The organism is Clostridium sp. UBA4395, assembly GCF_002390995.1.
Classification (GTDB): domain Bacteria; phylum Bacillota; class Clostridia; order Clostridiales; family Clostridiaceae; genus Clostridium_J; species Clostridium_J sulfidigenes.
In genome coordinates this window covers 1-17,492 of the sequence record NZ_DGRF01000086.1, presented here as the reverse complement: position 1 = coordinate 17,492, position 17,492 = coordinate 1, and the positions used below count along the sequence as shown (strand labels likewise).

The window sequence follows — 17,492 nt, the reverse complement described above, 5'->3', positions numbered from 1 at the left end:
TTTTATTCTTCTTCAGTATTTAATCATTGGATACTTAAAGAAGATTTTTTATTTTACAAATATATTATATTTTTAGTCAATTTAAAATACAAAATAAATATTTGTTATATTTGTGTCATTAAACCTCACGAATCAAAGGCATAGACATACATCTAGGGCCTCCACGTCCCCTTGATAATTCGGATGATGGTATAACATGAGTTTTTATTCCATACTCTTCCAATATCTTGTTAGTTACATAATTCCTTGAATATACAATAACTTCACCTGGTCTTATACATAAAGTATTAGAGCCATCATTCCATTGCTCTCTTTGTGAAATTACATAATCTCCTCCACCACATCGAATTAACTTTACATCACATTCTAAATATTTTGACAATACCTCTTGTAATGTCATACTTTCCTTAGTAATTTTCACTTTTCCATTTTCCCCTTTAGTTAATTCAAATATTTCAAGAGGTCCTTCTATTTGTGGGTGAATAGTGAATTTATCATAATCAACTTGAGTAAATACTGTATCTAGGTGCATATATGCTCTAGTCTTTGGTATTTTAAATGCTAATACAGTTTCAATTTTGCTATCTGGTGTTTCAAAGAATATTCTCTCTGAAATTTTTTCAATTGCCTGTGGAGCTGTCCTTTGAGATATTCCAATTGCAAGAACCTTTTCAGATATATTAAGAATATCTCCCCCCTCTATATTATAATCAAAATCCCTGTCATAAAGCCTATTAGTTCCCTTAAAATCAGTATGATATTTAAATATAAAGTGTGCATATATAGTTTCCCTATTTCTTGTTTCAGAATACATCCTATTTAAGCTTATTGAATTTCCAATGGATGCAAAGGGATCTCTCGTAAAATAAAGATTTGGCATTGGATCTGTAATAAATGGATATGCCTCATTTAAAAAATCCTCTAAATGCCTTGCTTTTGCTTTCTTCAATTCTGACTTACTAATTCCAGCCATAGTCTTTCTAATTAACTCTTCATTGCAATTAAAACTAATTAAATAGTTATATAATCCTTCTTTAACTTGTTCACTCTCTACTTTAGCTTCTTTTATAAACATTTTAATAAATTCATCTTTAACATCTGGGTCTTCCATTACTTTTGCTGCCAATTCATGTAAATATACAACTTCTACTCCATTGTCTCTTAAAACCTGTGCAAAGGCATCATGTTCTTCCTGTGCTACTTTTAAATAAGGAATATCATCAAATAATAATCTCTCCAGATATTCCGGTGTCAAATTCTCAATTTCTGCACCAGGCCTATGCAACAAGACTTTTTTTAATGGTTTAATTTCGCTTGTAACATTTATTCCCATAATTCTTTCCTTTCTTATACAACATTTTGTTAATTAAAAATACTTTATTTAAATTAACAATTTTTTATTTATAATATCAATATCCCATAACCTAAGTAATAAATTAAATTATGTAATATTGTTTTACACAAGTAAAAGTTTACACTCTATTTATTTTCAGCCCTGAACAAACCTAAACTATTGGTTATAAAAATTTCTCCATTTTTATCAATTATTTTTTTTATATAACCTTCAAATTCTTTTTTCTTAGAATCAATAATGTCTAATATATTTCCAGGTATAGAATAGATATATTCTAATATATTATTGGTGTCATTAACTATAAGCTTATCATCATACAAAACTTTCTCTACTGTATTAAAATACTTACTAAGTATTTTTCCCCCATTCTCTAATCCAAATTTACAAGATAACTTATCTTCATATATGCGTATATTACTACTAAAGCTTAACATTAATTCTTGTAACTCCCTTAAATGATTACTTCCAATAGTAGAACAGTATACTACTCCATTAGGTTTAATAACTCTTTTTATCTCATCCAGAGCTAAATCTATATCTTTCATGAAAAATAATATATGATTAGCAATTACTACATCAAAACTATTATCATCAAAGGGTAATGATGTTAAATCAGTTATTATAAAATTAAACCTTTTACAATTATCTCGTAAATTTAACTTTGCTTCATTTATCATATCTTCACATATCTCTGTTAGAGTAACCTCTATACTCTCATGTAGATTGTCCATATTTTTAGCCCATAGAACTCCATTACCACAACCTATTTCTAAAACCTTATCCTTCTTTTTGATTTTCATATTATCAAATACCCATGGATACCAACCATACCTATTTGTTGAGAATCTATCCATTAACTTCACACCTTCATTTAAATTAGATGCATCTCTACTACGTTGCAGTAATTCCTTCTCACTCTCTAAAGATTTTATTACATCAATAGCCTCTTCCCATTTCATATTAGAGTTCTCATTCATACTAAATTCAGCTGTTTCTATAGCATTTAATACTACCTTCATATTATTCATCTTATTTTTAATAATACTTTTCTGAAGTTTCAGAGAATTCATCATATCTTCTTTCTTATAATCACAATTTTCTGTGCTTATAATTTCATCTAAGGATAATCCCAAGTACTTTAAAGCTAAGATTTTTTTTAATTTTATAAAATCTTCATCAGAGTAATATCTATATCCTAGGTTATTAGTATATGATGGCTTAAGAATTCCTTTGCTATCATAATATCTAATAGTTCTAATGGTAACTCCTGCTTTCTTTGCAAATTCCCCAGTGGTATAAAATTCATCACTATTCATATTTATCCCTCCAAAGCAATCGTATACCTTACCCTATATTAATATAATAGAAGGTTACGTAAGGTAACTGTCAATACCTTTTTATGAATTTTATTACATTTATACAACATACTTAGTGTTGTATGTAATAATTGTATCATAATTTTGCATAATATTCTTACTTTTTTAGTCAACTTCAAACTATCTATCTAATACTTATATTGTTATAAAATTAAAAAGACAGAATTGACTAGTTAAATCTAGTTTTCTATCTTTTTATACATTAATTATATAATTTCACATCAGCTATAAACTCCAATACTTTTTCCTCATTTGTTGCCCAAGATGTGACAAGACGAATAGCTGAATTCTCTTTATCAATTTTTTCCCAAGTCATAAATAAGTATTTTTTTTCAAGACTATTAATTAATTTATTAGGGAGTATAGGAAATACTTGATTACTAGATGAATTTATCATAAAACTGTAACCAGCATCTTCAATGCCCTTTTTAAGGATTTGTGCCATATTATTAGCGTGAGTTGCTAAATCAAAATATAGATTATCTTTAAATAATTCTTCAAATTGAATTCCTAGTAATCTGCCCTTTGCAAGTAGAGCTCCCTTTTGTTTAATATGGTATCTGAAATCCTTTTTTAAAGTATCTCTACATATTACAAGAGCTTCTCCCATTAAAGCTCCTCCTTTGGTTCCGCCTATATAAAAGGCATCTACTAATTGAGCCAATTCATAGATTTTCATATTGTTTTCACTAGAACATAGTGCAGAGCCTAATCGTGCACCATCAACATATAGATATAAATTGTGTTTTTTACACACTTCACTTAGCTCTTCTACCTCTTCCCTTTTATATATTGTTCCTATTTCTGTAGAGTTAGAAATATATACAAGTTTTGGCTTTACCATATGTTCATCAGTGTGCTCTTCTATTACAGCTTCTATATTTTTTCTGGTTAATTTTCCATCTTCCACGTCTACAGAAATAACCTTATGCCCTGTAGCCTCAATGGCTCCAGTTTCATGAACTAGCACGTGACCAGTATTTGCTGCAATTACCGCTTCATGAGGTCTTAAGAAGGCTGATAAAGCAGTAAGATTAGTTTGGGTTCCTCCAACTAAAAGATGAACATCTACATCTTCTCTTCTTATTTTTTCCTTAATTAACTTAATAGCTCTTGCTGTAAATATATCTTCTCCATAACCTTCACTCTGCTCCATATTACACTTGATTAATGCCTCTAATATTCTTGGATGCGCTCCTTCACTATAGTCATTTTTAAAGCTATACATAATAATACTACCTCCATTTTTTCATATTCTATCACTTTGCCATAGAAATATCAATAAAGGCTAAATAGACTTATGAAAGGAGTTCTTATTATGATTTTGCACTTATTACATATATGTTAAATATTGTGCATTTGTCTTTAGTAAAGAAATATGTTTGTGTATACTATAAATAAATTAATTTTAAAATTGCTATTTAATATAATAGGACATGCTAATAATTAATATAAGGATGTGTAATATGAATATAAAAAAATTAATAATTGTAATGATTTTACTCATAGTTATTATAACTTTCTGTTATTGGCAAAATAATAATATAGTTGTAACTAATATAGATTACGTAAACTCAAAAATTCCTAGTGGTTTTAATGGTTATAAAATTCTTCAAATTTCAGATTTACATAATAAAGAATTTGGAGCTAATCAAAAAAATCTAATATCCTTAACTAAAGAAATTAACCCGGATATAATTGTAATTACTGGTGATTTAATTGATAGCCGAAGAACAAATAAAGATAATATGAATATAGCTACTTCCTACATTAAATCAGCTGTAGATATAGCTCCCGTATACTATGTATCTGGAAATCATGAATCAAGATCAGATTTATATGAAGAATTAAAAATCATCTTTGAAGAGTATGGTGTCATAAATATGGATAACACTTATAAAAATATACAGTTAAATGGTGTTACTATTTCTCTTTTAGGACTAGCAGACATATGCTTTAATCCTATAGATAATTACGAGTACCCTAACTCTCCTTTTAGCTTTGATGAAATATTGAGAAACTTAAAAACTGAAAGTAAAAATAATTTTACTATTCTCCTTTCTCATAGACCCGAGCTAATTACACTTTATGACAAAGAAAATATAGATTTAGTATTTTCCGGTCATGCCCATGGTGGACAAATTCGCCTTCCATTTATAGGTGGAATTATAGCTCCTGATCAAGGTTTTCTTCCAAAATATACTAATGGAATCCACAGATTAAATTCTACATCTTTAGTAATTAGTAGAGGACTTGGTAACAGCCTAGCTCCTCAAAGAATATTTAATCGCCCTGAATTAGTAGTTGTAACTTTATCAAATGAATAATTATTTAACACTAAATCATTTTTTAATAAGCACTTTTTGCATTATTTTAAGCAATATAAACACTATTTATAGGAAATCTACTCCGTATAATAAGAATATACGAGTTTATTTAATTGCGGAGGAATAATTATGAAGTTATATAAATTGCTTAATCAAATTAGTTACACCTTAATAAATGGATATGTGGATATAAACATCGAAAACGTGAGTTATGATTCTAGAGAGATAAAGCCAAACTCCTTATTTATATGTATAAATGGTAATAATATTGATAGTCATAATCTTATCGATGATGCGGTTAAAAATGGTGCTATTGCCATATTAGTAGAGAAAGATATTACTTATTCAAATAATGATATAGTTATGATAAAAGTGAAAGATACTAGAATTTCTTTGGCTAATATATGTAATATATTTTATAAGGAGCCCTCAAAAGGAATAGAACTTGTAGGAGTAACAGGAACAAATGGGAAAACTACAATTACACATTATATTAAAGATGTATTAGAATCCACTGGAAAAACTGTAGGTGTTATCGGTACCTTAGGCTTCAAACTTACCAATCAAAAAGTAAATATTAGCAAAACTACTCCAACTACTCCTGAATCTTTGGAACTTCAAAAAGCCTTTAGAGAATTTAAAGATAATAATGCCAACAGTGTCATTATGGAAGTTACTTCTTCTGCTCTAGCAAAACACAGAGTAGATTTTTGTGATTTTGATATAGGAATATTTACTAACTTATCTCAAGATCATTTAGATGAACATGGTACCATGGAAGCATATAAAAGAGAAAAAATGAAGTTATTTTATAAATGTAAATTAGGAATTATTAATATTGATGACAATGTTTCAAAAGAAATAATAAAAGAAGTGCCATGTAAAATACTAACTTATGGAATAGAAAATTCAGCTGATATTCAAGCTACTGATGTAATGTATAGAAGGAATTCTGTTAGTTTTAAAGTGAATTTTAAAAAAACTTGTAATGAAGTTAATGTAAAAATTCCCGGTAAATTTACCGTATACAATATATTAGCTACAATAGCTGCATGCTATTCCTTAGGAATGAGCATTGAGAACATTATAACACTACTCCCCAATATTAACCCTGTTCCTGGTAGAATTGAATTGATAAAAAACAACTTAAATAAAAATATAATAGTAGATTATGCTCATACTCCAGATGCTTTGGAGAAACTCCTCATTATGGCAAGAGAAATAACCTGTGGACGAATTATTACCGTCTTTGGTTGTGGCGGAGATAGAGATACAACCAAGCGTGGAATTATGGGTAAAATAGCTGGCTCTTTATCAGATTATTGTATAATTACTTCTGATAATCCTAGAACTGAAAATCCAAGATTAATCATCGATGATATAGAATTAGGAATGTTATCTACAATGACTCCTTATGAAAAAATTATTAATAGAAAAAATGCTATAGAAAAAGGATTAAAAATACTAAAAGATGATGATTTGCTTATAATTGCTGGAAAAGGTCATGAAGACTATCAAATTATAGGTAAAAGAAAATTTCATTTTGATGATAGAGAAGTTGCTATAGATGCTATTAAAAACTTTTTAAAATAAGACAATCTATTATTGATTAATGGCTTATGGATAATTTTCCATAAGTCATTATTTGTATAAGAAGAATTATAAGTGAAATAAAACACATACTAACCTAGAGGTGATAATATTGAAACACATATTAATAACTGGTTGTGGTTCTGGTCTTGGACGTAAAGCAGCTATAACCTTGGCCAGTAGAGGTCACTATGTTTATGCAACCACTCATACCGATGAACAGGCATACAAATTAAATATGTTAAATAGAAAATGGAAACTTCCCATTGAAAGCTTTAAGTTAGATGTATTGTGTAAAGAGGATAGAGAAAAAGTAAGAGACTTACCTATAGACGTACTAATAAATAATGCTGCCATAGGAGATTCTGGCTCCGTAGCTGAGATAGATGTAAACAGATTTAGGGCTACTTTTGAAACCAATGTGTTTTGTCCTATAGAATTGACTCAGATTGTTTTAAAAGGAATGATAAAAAGAAGAAAGGGAAGAATTATATTTCTATCTTCCTTAACTGGTCGCATGGCTATACCATTTTTATCGCCCTACTGTTCTACTAAATTTGCCCTTGAATCCATTGGGTATTGTTTAAATAAAGAACTTAAGCAACTTCCAAGAGTGAATATTCCTGTAATCTTAATTGAACCTGGTTCCTATGCTACAGGTTTCAATCAATTAAATATAAGTAAACAGTTTAATTGGATGAAGGTAAGCTCATACTTTAAAAATAGAATAAATAAATTACAGAGGAAACAATATCTATACTTTAAACTAACTGAATCATCTAATTTGGATAGCATAGTCATGAAATATGTATCTGCTACAGAAGAATCTCACCCTAAATTTAGATACATAGCTCCTTGTGTTCAAGGATGTTTTGTAAAAGCTAAAAACATATTAAAAAACTAATTATATTATAAGGAGGCTCATAATGAATAGCAAATATAACAATAACTTTGAAGAAATTCTATTTAAGCCAAAAGATATTATTTCTTCTATGGATGATGATTTAAACTATGTAACTACTTTAAATAAAGATCTAGATCATATAAAAATTAATGATGATTTCTCCAACGAAGAACAGGTTAAGGATCAACATACAATTCAAACCCAAAACTCTAAAAATATACTAATAGATTCATTAGGTAAAACAGAGAAAGGTCATGAAACCCTAAGTAATCTTAATGATAGAAAAGACTCAGTAAATCTAAATAGCTTACCTTTAATGAATAAATAAATGAAGCCATAAAATGACTATGTGACATTCATATCATATAGTCATTTTTATATTTATATATTAATAATTAACTCTTTCTAAGGATTACTTTCTTCATTGGAATATTTATTAATTAAATCATATTTTAGTGTCCATAGTTCTTCAGATAAATCTACATAGTACTTGTGAGGATTTTTAAGCCTCAAAGACTCTTCCCAGAGGGTTTCAACCTGTCCTTTGCAATACTCTCTAATTTCTTGAATACTAGGACATGAATATACACATTGCCCTTTATCAAAGATTTTAACTTGTAATTCTTTTACATAATAGTCTGTTAAAACAGTTTTCTTCCATGTATGAACAGGGTGAAAAAGAATATATGGCTTACTTTCATCTACAACTTCATCCCTTAAGGTAAGTAAATCACCTACTGCTTTATTAGTTTTCTTATGATAAAACCTATACAATTTTTTAAAACCAGGATTAGTTACCTTTTCCGGATTTTCACTTAATTTTATTTTAGACTCTAATTTGTTTTCATTTTCTATAGCTACTAACTTATATACTCCTCCAAATACAGGATTAGATTTAGAAGTTATTAGATTTTCTCCCACTCCAAAGATATCTATCTCAGCACCCTGTAGTAACAAGTCACTAATAAGGTATTCATCTAAGGAATTAGATGCAGTTATTTTACAATCTTCCATGCCAGCTTCATCTAACATTTTCCTAGCAGCCTTTGAAAGATATGCAATATCACCACTATCTAACCTAATTCCCTTTAATCTATTTCCTTTAGGCTCTAATATTTCCTTAGCAACTCTTATTGCGTTAGGTATACCACTTTTAAGAGTATTGTAGGTATCCACAAGAAGTACACTGGAAGTTGGATAAACTTCTGCATAAGCCTTGAAGGCTTCATATTCACTATGAAAGCTTTGAATCCAACTATGAGCCATGGTTCCTAGAGATGGAATTCCATATAATTCTTCTACCATTGTACATGCAGTTCCAAAACAACCTCCTATATAAGCAGCTCTTGCTCCTAATAATGCTCCATCATAACCTTGAGCTCTTCTAGAACCAAATTCTAAAACATTTCGCCCCTTAGATGCTCTAACAACTCTGCTTGCTTTAGTAGCAATTAAACTTTGATGATTTATAGTTAAAAGTAGCATAGTTTCTATTAATTGACCTTGAGGAATTGGCCCCCTAACAGTTATTATAGGCTCATTTGGAAATACTACTGTACCCTCTGGAATAGCCCATATATCACATTGAAATTTAAAATCTCTTAAATATTCCAAAAAATCTTCAGAAAATATTCCTCTTTCCCTTAAAAAGCTTATGTCTTCTTCAGTAAAACTTAAAGTATTTATATATTCTATAAATTGTTCTAATCCAGCAATTATTACATATCCCCCATCATCAGGGATTTTTCTAAAAAACATATCAAAATATGCTATTCTATCCTTCATCCCCTTCTTTAGATATCCATTCCCCATAGTCAATTGGTAAAAATCCGTTAACATGCTTAAATTTCTCTTTATATTTACGCAATCACATACTATAGTACTCATATGTTAACAAGCTTCCTTTCCTTAGTTTTCCTCTTAACCCTTATTAAATCAAAGACCTACAACTAAAAATAAATATATTATTCTTAGTTATTTCTTAATTCTTGGATTATTATACTAAGGACTATTCTAACAAATTCTTATTTATATTGACCTAAAGCATTACCCATCTTTTAGTAATGCTTTAATCTTGTCCATACTAAAATCTTCATCTACTATTTTATAATACCTTCTTTTTTGTCCTTTATAACTTATCATAATCTCTTTTTCATTAATCCAAGCTATATCAATTCTTATTGGACCTGTTGAACCCTCTTCCTTATATGATCCTATAATTGTCATCAAATATTCCATTCCATAATCACTACTTCTATTTTCCTTCATTTTCACATTCTTCATATAATCTATAAATTTCATTGTCTTTTCTTCTTTATATATATTCCATGATTCAGAAGAATCAATTCCTCCTTTTAAAGAAAAAAAGGTTACGCTGGTACAATTATCCATGTTATACCTATTTATAATAAACTCTTCAAAAGTTCCCTGTTTAGGATAAATGATATATATTATCCCTATTGCTACTATAACTAATATTCCTATAAATATCTTTCTTTTCATTTCTCCTCCTATATAAAATATGGATATGTTTTAAACACTTATTTTACCTATCCGTAGATAAATTTAGATGTAATTCATGTTTGCTATATAAATTGTTCATACATACACCAATGTCATCCATTATATTCCTATATTGAGAATAATTATACACCATGCGGTACTTATATTCCATATAATTTATAATATAATGTAAACTCATTTGTGTACTAGCAATACAAATAAAATGACAATTTTAAAAATTAAGTTGCCTTATCAAACCACCCTTATCTAAAATCCATTACTTAATGGTACTTTCTATTTTTTTTCATTGAAATATTATTATAGTATAAGAATATAAATTTGAGGAGATGTATATATGAGAGTTGGAGTATTAATGGGTGGAATTTCCTTTGAGCGAGAAATATCCCTTTTATCTGGAGAAGAAATAATTAAAAACCTAAATAAAGATAAATATGAAGTAATTCCTATGATTATAAACTCTAAAAACGAAGTTATAGATAAAATTCACGACTTAGATTTTGCTTTTTTAGCCTTTCATGGGGAATTTGGAGAAGATGGTGCTATTCAAAGTATCTTGGAAAGTGTAGGAATTCCCTACTCCGGAAGTAATCCTTTGACTAGTGCCCTTTGCATGAATAAAAAACAATGTAAGCGAATTCTTAAAGCTGAGGGTATTCCTATAGCAAAGGGAATTAATCTATACAAACATGAAGGTGTAAATTTAAAAAAGATAGAAGAATTAAAATACCCTATGATAGTTAAACCTAACAGTGGTGGTTCAAGTATTGGAATTTCTTTAGTTTATAGCCGTGAAGAACTTAGGAATGCTATTTTAGAAGGATTTAAGTATGGTGATGAAATAATTATAGAAGAATATATAAATGGTAGCGAGTACACCGTTCCCCTATTGAATGGTGACACATTACCTATTCTATCTATAATCCATAGAGGAACTTTCTTTGATTATGAATCTAAGTACAATGATACAGATACCTTAGAGGAAGTAGCTATTCTTTCAGAATCCCTTGAAAATGAAATCAATGAAATATCTAAAAAATGTTATAGGCTCTTTGATTGTAAAGCTTACGCAAGAGTAGATATAATGGTAAGTAATGATAAACCCTATGTAATAGAACTAAACACTTTACCTGGTATGACCAAAAATTCTCTATTCCCCAAAAGTGCAAAAGCTGCTAACATGGAATATTCAACTTTACTAGATAAGATTATTGAATTTTCGTTAATATAATAATATACGAGGTGAGTAATTAGCTCACCTCGTATATTCTATCTTTTAATAAGGCAATTCTTAAAATTAATCCCCTACTCCAAAATCTGTATTTTCAAATAACACTTCAATTTTACTAACATCCTTAAGGAAATTATATTTCTTTTCAAACCAACTTATTAATTCTTCATCTCTCTTAATATCCGTAGTATTTTCTGTAAATATATTTATTGTTCCATAATCAAAATGACTTAATACTATATCAATATCTCTTTTAATCATTTCTTTACTTTGGCCTTTTATACCTACCATTAAGCATACTGAACTAAAATACTTTCTAACTTCATTATAGTCTTTGAATCTAGCATTTTTATTTAACACTAAATTTCTAAAGTTACTATCAAAACTTTCAACTCCAATTTTAAAAATAACTTCAATTCCAAAGAAATCTCTCATTTCTTGTAATCTACTTCTATAGCACCAATGGCTTTCTAAGAACATCTTTTTTATATTCTTTTCTATTACTATTTTTCTAATGCTTTCCAAGGTTTCAATAGGTAATTCAAAGCAGCTTCCTGAATTAATCACTTCTAAGGTACCATATGTTCCTTTTACTTCCTTTAACACATTTTTATTTATATCATTGATTTCTGAAGAGTTTGTTGAATTATCCTCTACATAATCACAAAATGTACACTTCCCCCAAACACATGGAAAGGCCTTTAGTAATACTATTTCTCTTTTATTTTTCCCTATTATTATATTATATCTATCCATACTATTCATCCCCAACAATATTGCTTTTAATATCTAATGGTAACATTTTAATAATTGTAAAAACTAATCCAAAGCTCACGGCTTTATCTAATAAATCTGTAAAAATCTGAGTAGAAAAAACTGCTGTAATAATACTAATTCCAGAGTTTTTAAGTATTGCAACTAAAATACTTGAACCTGAAGAAGTTACCCCTTGAAAAACAAAGGAAGCAATAACCGCTGCTGTTGCTGAACCTAAAACTGTAACTAATAATATCCTTAAAATCAACTTTAAAACTCCAACCTTCTTACCTTTAAAAAACAATCCTGTACCTATCCCCACTACTAATTGTACTGGTAAAAAATAAAATGAAATAGGATCAAAGGTCATACCATTAATAATTGATGATAATCCTCCAACCACAGCTCCACTTACTGGTCCAAATAATATTGAAACTAAAATAGTTCCTATAGTATCAATGTAAATTGGAAGTTTTAATGATAATGCTATAAATCCTCCTACTAAGTTTATAGCTACTGCTAAACCCATAAAAATAATTCTCTTATTCTTTTTACTATTCATATTTCTAACCTTCCTCCTCTTAATTTAGTCCATATTTAGAATTATTTAAAATTGATATTATATCTTCTTTATGTTTTGGAAAAATTCTTGTTAGAAACATTTCCATAAAACCTTTTGAATTTACCTCTGTTAACACTAGACAATTTGGTTTTTCTCTATAAAAATCCCCTTCATCCACCAGTGTCATTCCTATAGCTTTTCCCTCTGTAACTATATCTACAAAATATTCCTTTCCAGAGCATAATTCAGGATTAATAAAATATGCTACTGCTAGTGGATCATTAATTACACATCCCAAGGTTCTTTCTTGGTTCCAATGAAAGCCCACATAAAATTTAGTTATCTTTACAATTAACTCTCCAAGAGGTTCATTAAACTGCCTTATCATCTCAATGTAATTGGGAGTTAAAACACATTGTCTAGTAACATCTAATCCCACCATGGTAATCTTCCTTTTTAATTCCTTAAAGACTTTTTCTACACCATGAGGGTCAACCCAGAAATTAAACTCTGCTACTTGAGAACAATTCCCAAAGCTCTTAAAAGCTCCTCCCATAAGAACTAACTCCTTCATCTTTCTTGTAACTTCACAATCTTTTTCTAAAGCTTTTGCTATATTAGTTAAAGGACCCAATGCGATAATTGTGATATCCTCTGATTTTAACTCATCTAGAATAAAATTTACTGCACCTTCTTTATAGGTTACCTCCTCTACCCTTGGTAAGAAACTTTCACCAAGTCCATCTCTTCCATGGGTATCCTCTGCAGTAATTAATTTTCTTTCCATAGGTTCGCATTCCCCAAGATACACTGGTATATCTAACCTATTTAGTTCTTTAAGTATCTTTAATGCATTTTCTGCCCCCTTTTTTCCATGGACATTCCCCGATACTATAGTTATCCCTTTAACATCTATCTCCTCTGATTTTAGTGCAAGAATTATAGCCAATGAATCATCAATTCCTGGATCACAATCTATTATTACTTTTCTCTTATCCATCTTTTCTCTTCCTTTCTTAATGAAACCATAAAAAATGCCTTGAGCTCCATCCCAAGGCATAAAAAATACAACCTAAAAAAGGTCGCACTAAGGGTATAGCACGACCATATAAGTCTTATTCCCTAGTTTTTTATAGAGGGATGGTTACGAACCTCTCCCACAGAATTCTGTGGATTTTTTATTAAATTCTTAATTTAACATATCATATTTTATACCTTATATCAACTGCTTATCTATAATTATGTATATTCTTATTTAAAGAGCATAACCACTAATCCTTGAACTATACCTATTGCAGCTCCTAAGATAAAGCCCAAAACTTCAATATGTTTTAATTCCTTTTTAGCTACATTTATAATAATTCTTTCAAGTTCTTGTAAATCCAACTCATTTATTTTTTCTTCAACCATTTCTTTAATATCTACTTTATCTTTGATATGATTAACAGCTTCACTTTCCATTTCCTTTAAAGCCCCATCAACTTCTTCCTCTATAATGCTATTAATTGGTCCTTGAACCATGATTCTAAAGGGTGCTGGCACAAAATCCATCTTTCCTGCCACTAAATTTCTTATTTTATTTTTAACTAACTGACTAAATATAACCTTATCTTCTTCTGTGATTGCATTTTTTATTATATCATCAATTGACAATAACTCCTTTGCCACCACTTCCCCAATATTTTGTGCTATTTCATTTTTTCTCTTTGGAATTAATCCTATTATCTCTAAATTTATTAATGGAATTTTAATTGGATTAATTGGTCTAAACATAAGCTTTATGGCTAATATGTTTGTTACCCATCCAATAACCCCTCCTACTACTGCTAATAAAAATACAATAACTAAACTATTCATGATGTCCTCCTAAGTATTTCAAAATTTCTATTAATATTCTACAACAATTATTCTTGTTTTTCTATTGAAACTAACTTATTTTTCTAATAAACTATTTTTAAGTGATTCTTTTGTTTGGTTTTGTAAAGATAACCAATGCAAACTTGAATCTTTTTTACTTTGTATTCTTATGATAACTTTTATAGGAATACAATTAATAAAAATAGGTGGTGTTAAATATGATATTTTCTACTCTAATTATAAATAAGGATGAACCTATTTATATGCAACTAGAAACACATATCATTAATGGAATAAAAAAGGGTGAATTAAAAAAAGATAGTAAACTACCTTCCACAAGAGAAGCAAGTAAGCTTTTAAACATAAGTAGGAATTCTGTCATTGCTGCCTATGAAGAACTGGAAAGCAAAGGAATAATAACTACTAAGAGGGGTGTTGGTACCTTTATTTTAATGGAGACTGAAAACACCTGTGAAGAATATAATATTAATTTTATGAATATGATTAACAATTATGCTGATACCCTTAGAGATCTTGATATTATTAAAAGTGAACTTCCCTATAAAAACAATATGATTTCCTTTAAATCTATTGCCCCTGAACCTAGTCTCTTTAATATTGATGACTTTAAAAGAGCTCTCTTAGATGCTTGGACTTATGAGGAAGAAAACCTATTAAACTATGGATATGCTAAGGGATATGCCCCTTTAATCCAATATTTTCTTCAGTATATGGAGGAAAAAAGAGTTAATACTGAAGGTAGAGATATATTAATCACTAACGGTTTTACTGAAGCCTTTGATATTATTATAGGTTCTTTAACTAAAAAAGGAGATATAATCCTTTGTGAAGAACCTACCCATAATACAGCATTAAAAATTATGAAATCCTATGAAATTGAAGTTATCCAGGTAAAAATGAATGAAGAAGGTATGGATTTAGAAGATTTACAAATGAAGCTTGAAAAGTATAATCCTAAATTTGGATATATAATCCCTTCTTATAATAATCCTACAGGTATTGTAACTAAAACCAAAAGAAGAAAAGAAATTTATAATCTTTTTAGACAGTACTCTGTACCTATAATTGAAGATGGATTTAATGAAGAGCTTCTATACTCTAGCTCTCCCATCGATCCCATAGCATCATTAAGTGGCATGGGTAATAGTATAATCTATATTGGCAGTCTTTCTAAAATACTCTTTCCAGGTCTTAGAATTGGATGGATTTTAGCAAGTAAAGATTTGATTGATGTTTTAGAAAGTGTAAAAAGAGGTAGAACCATTCACTGTTCTTTCCTTGATCAAGCTTCCTTTTACTATTACTTAAAAAGTGGAGCCTTTAGTAGGTATGTAAAAAATGTAAGAAAATATTATAGAGATAAGTATAATCTGGTTATGGAAATGATAAATGAATACATCCCTTATGAATATGTTACTGGAGAAGGTGGCCTTCATATATTTATTAAGCTTAAAAATAATATAGATGCAAGACAACTTCTAGATATATGTTATAAGGATAATGTGCTATTTATGCCTGGTGATATCTTTTATATAAATAGTGGCAAAGGCAAGGATTGCTTTAGAATAGGCTTTGGTAGAGTAAGTGATGAAGATATCAAATTAGGAATAAAAATAATTGGTGATAATATAAAAAAGCTAAGTAAACCACCTTATCAATAAATCCTGTACTAACTGGCTCTTGTGATTTAATGTAATTATACTAAAATAATAGTATAAGGTAAGTTTCACTTGATATAACGAAGTAAATTCTTAATGAATATAACTAAAATAGCTTACTAGAAATAATGAAAGAAATTACGAGGTGTAACAATGGAAAAAATAATGAGACCTGTATGGGCTGAGATAAACTTAGATACAATAGCCACTAACACAAAAAATATAAAAAAATTAGTTGGAGATAAAGAGCTCATTGCTATCGTAAAAGCAGATTGCTATGGACATGGAGCTGTGGATGTTGTTCCTACCCTTTTAGAAAATGGAGCCTCTAGACTCGCTGTAGCAATGCTGACAGAAGCCATAGAACTTAGAGGAAATAATATTAATGCTCCTATAGTAATTTTAGGATATACTCCTTTATACTTAGGCGAAGAGCTAATAAATTATGATATTGAGCAAACAGTATATGATTTAGATTATGCAAAGGAACTATCAAAAATAGCCTTAAGCTTTAATAAAAAAGCTAAAATCCATATTGCCATAGATACTGGTATGGGTAGAATAGGATTTCTCCCTGGTGATGATACCGTTAAAACTATAAATGAAGTTTATAACTTAGAAGGTTTAGAAGTGATTGGAATATATTCTCACTTCTCCACCTCTGATGAAAAAGACAAATCCTATGCCAATGAACAACTTTTTAAATTTAAAAAGGTTATTGCGGATTTAAAAGCTCTTGGAATTGAAATTCCGTTAAAACATATTTCTAATAGTGGAGCAATTATAGATATGCCTGAAACTTATTTAAATGGCGTGAGACCAGGCATTATACTTTATGGTTATTACCCTTCTAAAGAAGTTTCTAATGATAACCTTTCAGTAAAACCAGCTCTAACTTTGAAAGCAAAGATAGCCCATGTAAAAGAATTGCATGAGGATATGTATATAAGTTATGGTAAAACCTTTAAAACCAATAAAAAAACTATTGTAGCTACACTACCAATAGGCTATGGAGATGGTTATCCTAGATCATTAAGTGAAAATGCTAAGATAATTGTTAATGGTAAATTTGCTAGTATTCTAGGTAGAATTTGTATGGATCAGTGTATGATTGATGTAACAGACATAGAAAATGTAAAAACTGGTGATGAAGTTATTATTTTAGGTGGAGAAGGAGACTTAAAATTTAACGCTGATGATATGGCAGAAGCCTTAGGCACAATAAACTATGAAATTCTTTGCAGAATTAAATCCAGAATTCCTAGAGTATATATTAAGAATAAAGAAATAGTTAAAGTTAGAAATAACATATAAAAAAAGGGGGCGTCGCAAAATA

The 17,492-nt window shown here is 29.2% G+C and carries 16 protein-coding genes and 1 riboswitch; of the genes, 7 read left to right on the top strand and 9 right to left on the bottom strand.

The window, feature by feature from the left end; translation table 11 throughout:
* Window positions 1-118 precede the first annotated feature (118 nt).
* From arcA to B2694_RS16395, 3 genes are all read right to left on the bottom strand, one after another.
* On the bottom strand, window positions 119-1,351 hold the full coding sequence (arcA, locus tag B2694_RS16405; RefSeq protein WP_346886672.1) for an arginine deiminase: 1,233 nt from the start codon (window positions 1,349-1,351) through the stop codon (window positions 119-121).
* Between the two features lie 128 nt (window positions 1,352-1,479).
* Complete coding sequence (locus B2694_RS16400; RefSeq protein WP_346886661.1) at window positions 1,480-2,670, bottom strand: MerR family transcriptional regulator; 1,191 nt, start codon at window positions 2,668-2,670, stop codon at window positions 1,480-1,482.
* Window positions 2,671-2,932: 262 nt separating this feature from the next.
* Complete coding sequence (locus tag B2694_RS16395) at window positions 2,933-3,958, bottom strand: low specificity L-threonine aldolase (RefSeq protein ID WP_346886660.1); 1,026 nt, start codon at window positions 3,956-3,958, stop codon at window positions 2,933-2,935.
* Between the two features lie 238 nt (window positions 3,959-4,196).
* On the opposite strand from B2694_RS16395, the gene B2694_RS16390 reads away from it, so the two are divergent.
* The 4 genes from B2694_RS16390 (at window position 4,197) to B2694_RS16375 (ending at window position 7,879) form a co-directional block, all read left to right on the top strand.
* Window positions 4,197-5,057 carry a metallophosphoesterase gene (locus B2694_RS16390; RefSeq protein ID WP_346886659.1) on the top strand — a complete coding sequence of 287 codons (861 nt, stop codon included), beginning with the start codon at window positions 4,197-4,199 and terminating at the stop codon, window positions 5,055-5,057.
* A 129-nt stretch (window positions 5,058-5,186) separates the two neighbouring features.
* Complete coding sequence (locus tag B2694_RS16385; RefSeq protein ID WP_346886658.1) at window positions 5,187-6,650, top strand: UDP-N-acetylmuramoyl-L-alanyl-D-glutamate--2,6-diaminopimelate ligase; 1,464 nt, start codon at window positions 5,187-5,189, stop codon at window positions 6,648-6,650.
* Window positions 6,651-6,759: 109 nt separating this feature from the next.
* The gene (locus B2694_RS16380) at window positions 6,760-7,551 is read left to right on the top strand and encodes an SDR family NAD(P)-dependent oxidoreductase (RefSeq protein WP_346886657.1); all 792 of its coding nucleotides are present in this window, start codon (window positions 6,760-6,762) and stop codon (window positions 7,549-7,551) included.
* Window positions 7,552-7,573: 22 nt separating this feature from the next.
* Entirely contained in the window at window positions 7,574-7,879 is a 306-nt protein-coding gene (locus B2694_RS16375; RefSeq protein WP_346886656.1) for a hypothetical protein, read from the top strand.
* Between the two features lie 77 nt (window positions 7,880-7,956).
* Here the strand turns inward: B2694_RS16375 and B2694_RS16370 are convergent, their stop codons facing one another.
* Both B2694_RS16370 and B2694_RS16365 read right to left on the bottom strand, forming a co-directional pair.
* Window positions 7,957-9,438 (bottom strand): nicotinate phosphoribosyltransferase, encoded by a 1,482-nt coding sequence (locus B2694_RS16370; RefSeq protein ID WP_346886655.1) that lies wholly within the window; start codon window positions 9,436-9,438, stop codon window positions 7,957-7,959.
* Between the two features lie 159 nt (window positions 9,439-9,597).
* Window positions 9,598-10,053 (bottom strand): hypothetical protein, encoded by a 456-nt coding sequence (locus tag B2694_RS16365; RefSeq protein ID WP_346886654.1) that lies wholly within the window; start codon window positions 10,051-10,053, stop codon window positions 9,598-9,600.
* 355 nt (window positions 10,054-10,408) lie between these two features.
* Between B2694_RS16365 and B2694_RS16360 the strand changes: the two genes are divergently transcribed.
* Window positions 10,409-11,302 carry a D-alanine--D-alanine ligase gene (locus B2694_RS16360; protein ID WP_346886653.1) on the top strand — a complete coding sequence of 298 codons (894 nt, stop codon included), beginning with the start codon at window positions 10,409-10,411 and terminating at the stop codon, window positions 11,300-11,302.
* A gap of 66 nt (window positions 11,303-11,368) precedes the next feature.
* Here B2694_RS16360 and B2694_RS16355 read toward each other — a convergent pair whose 3' ends face one another.
* The 4 genes from B2694_RS16355 to B2694_RS16340 form a co-directional block, all read right to left on the bottom strand.
* Window positions 11,369-12,058, bottom strand: a complete 690-nt coding sequence (locus tag B2694_RS16355; RefSeq protein WP_346886652.1) for a radical SAM protein — start codon at window positions 12,056-12,058, stop codon at window positions 11,369-11,371.
* 1 nt (window position 12,059) lies between these two features.
* Window positions 12,060-12,620, bottom strand: a complete 561-nt coding sequence (locus B2694_RS16350) for an ECF transporter S component (protein ID WP_346886651.1) — start codon at window positions 12,618-12,620, stop codon at window positions 12,060-12,062.
* Window positions 12,621-12,639: 19 nt separating this feature from the next.
* Window positions 12,640-13,620: a nucleoside hydrolase gene (locus tag B2694_RS16345; RefSeq protein ID WP_346886650.1), complete on the bottom strand. Its 981-nt coding sequence runs from the start codon at window positions 13,618-13,620 to the stop codon at window positions 12,640-12,642.
* Between the two features lie 116 nt (window positions 13,621-13,736).
* Window positions 13,737-13,781, bottom strand: a riboswitch (PreQ1 riboswitch).
* A 90-nt stretch (window positions 13,782-13,871) separates the two neighbouring features.
* Window positions 13,872-14,477, bottom strand: a complete 606-nt coding sequence (locus B2694_RS16340; protein ID WP_346886649.1) for a DUF445 domain-containing protein — start codon at window positions 14,475-14,477, stop codon at window positions 13,872-13,874.
* 218 nt (window positions 14,478-14,695) lie between these two features.
* On the opposite strand from B2694_RS16340, the gene B2694_RS16335 reads away from it, so the two are divergent.
* Window positions 14,696-16,159 carry a PLP-dependent aminotransferase family protein gene (locus B2694_RS16335; protein ID WP_346886648.1) on the top strand — a complete coding sequence of 488 codons (1,464 nt, stop codon included), beginning with the start codon at window positions 14,696-14,698 and terminating at the stop codon, window positions 16,157-16,159.
* A gap of 150 nt (window positions 16,160-16,309) precedes the next feature.
* Window positions 16,310-17,470 carry an alanine racemase gene (alr, locus tag B2694_RS16330; RefSeq protein ID WP_346886647.1) on the top strand — a complete coding sequence of 387 codons (1,161 nt, stop codon included), beginning with the start codon at window positions 16,310-16,312 and terminating at the stop codon, window positions 17,468-17,470.
* Window positions 17,471-17,492: the final 22 nt, after the last annotated feature.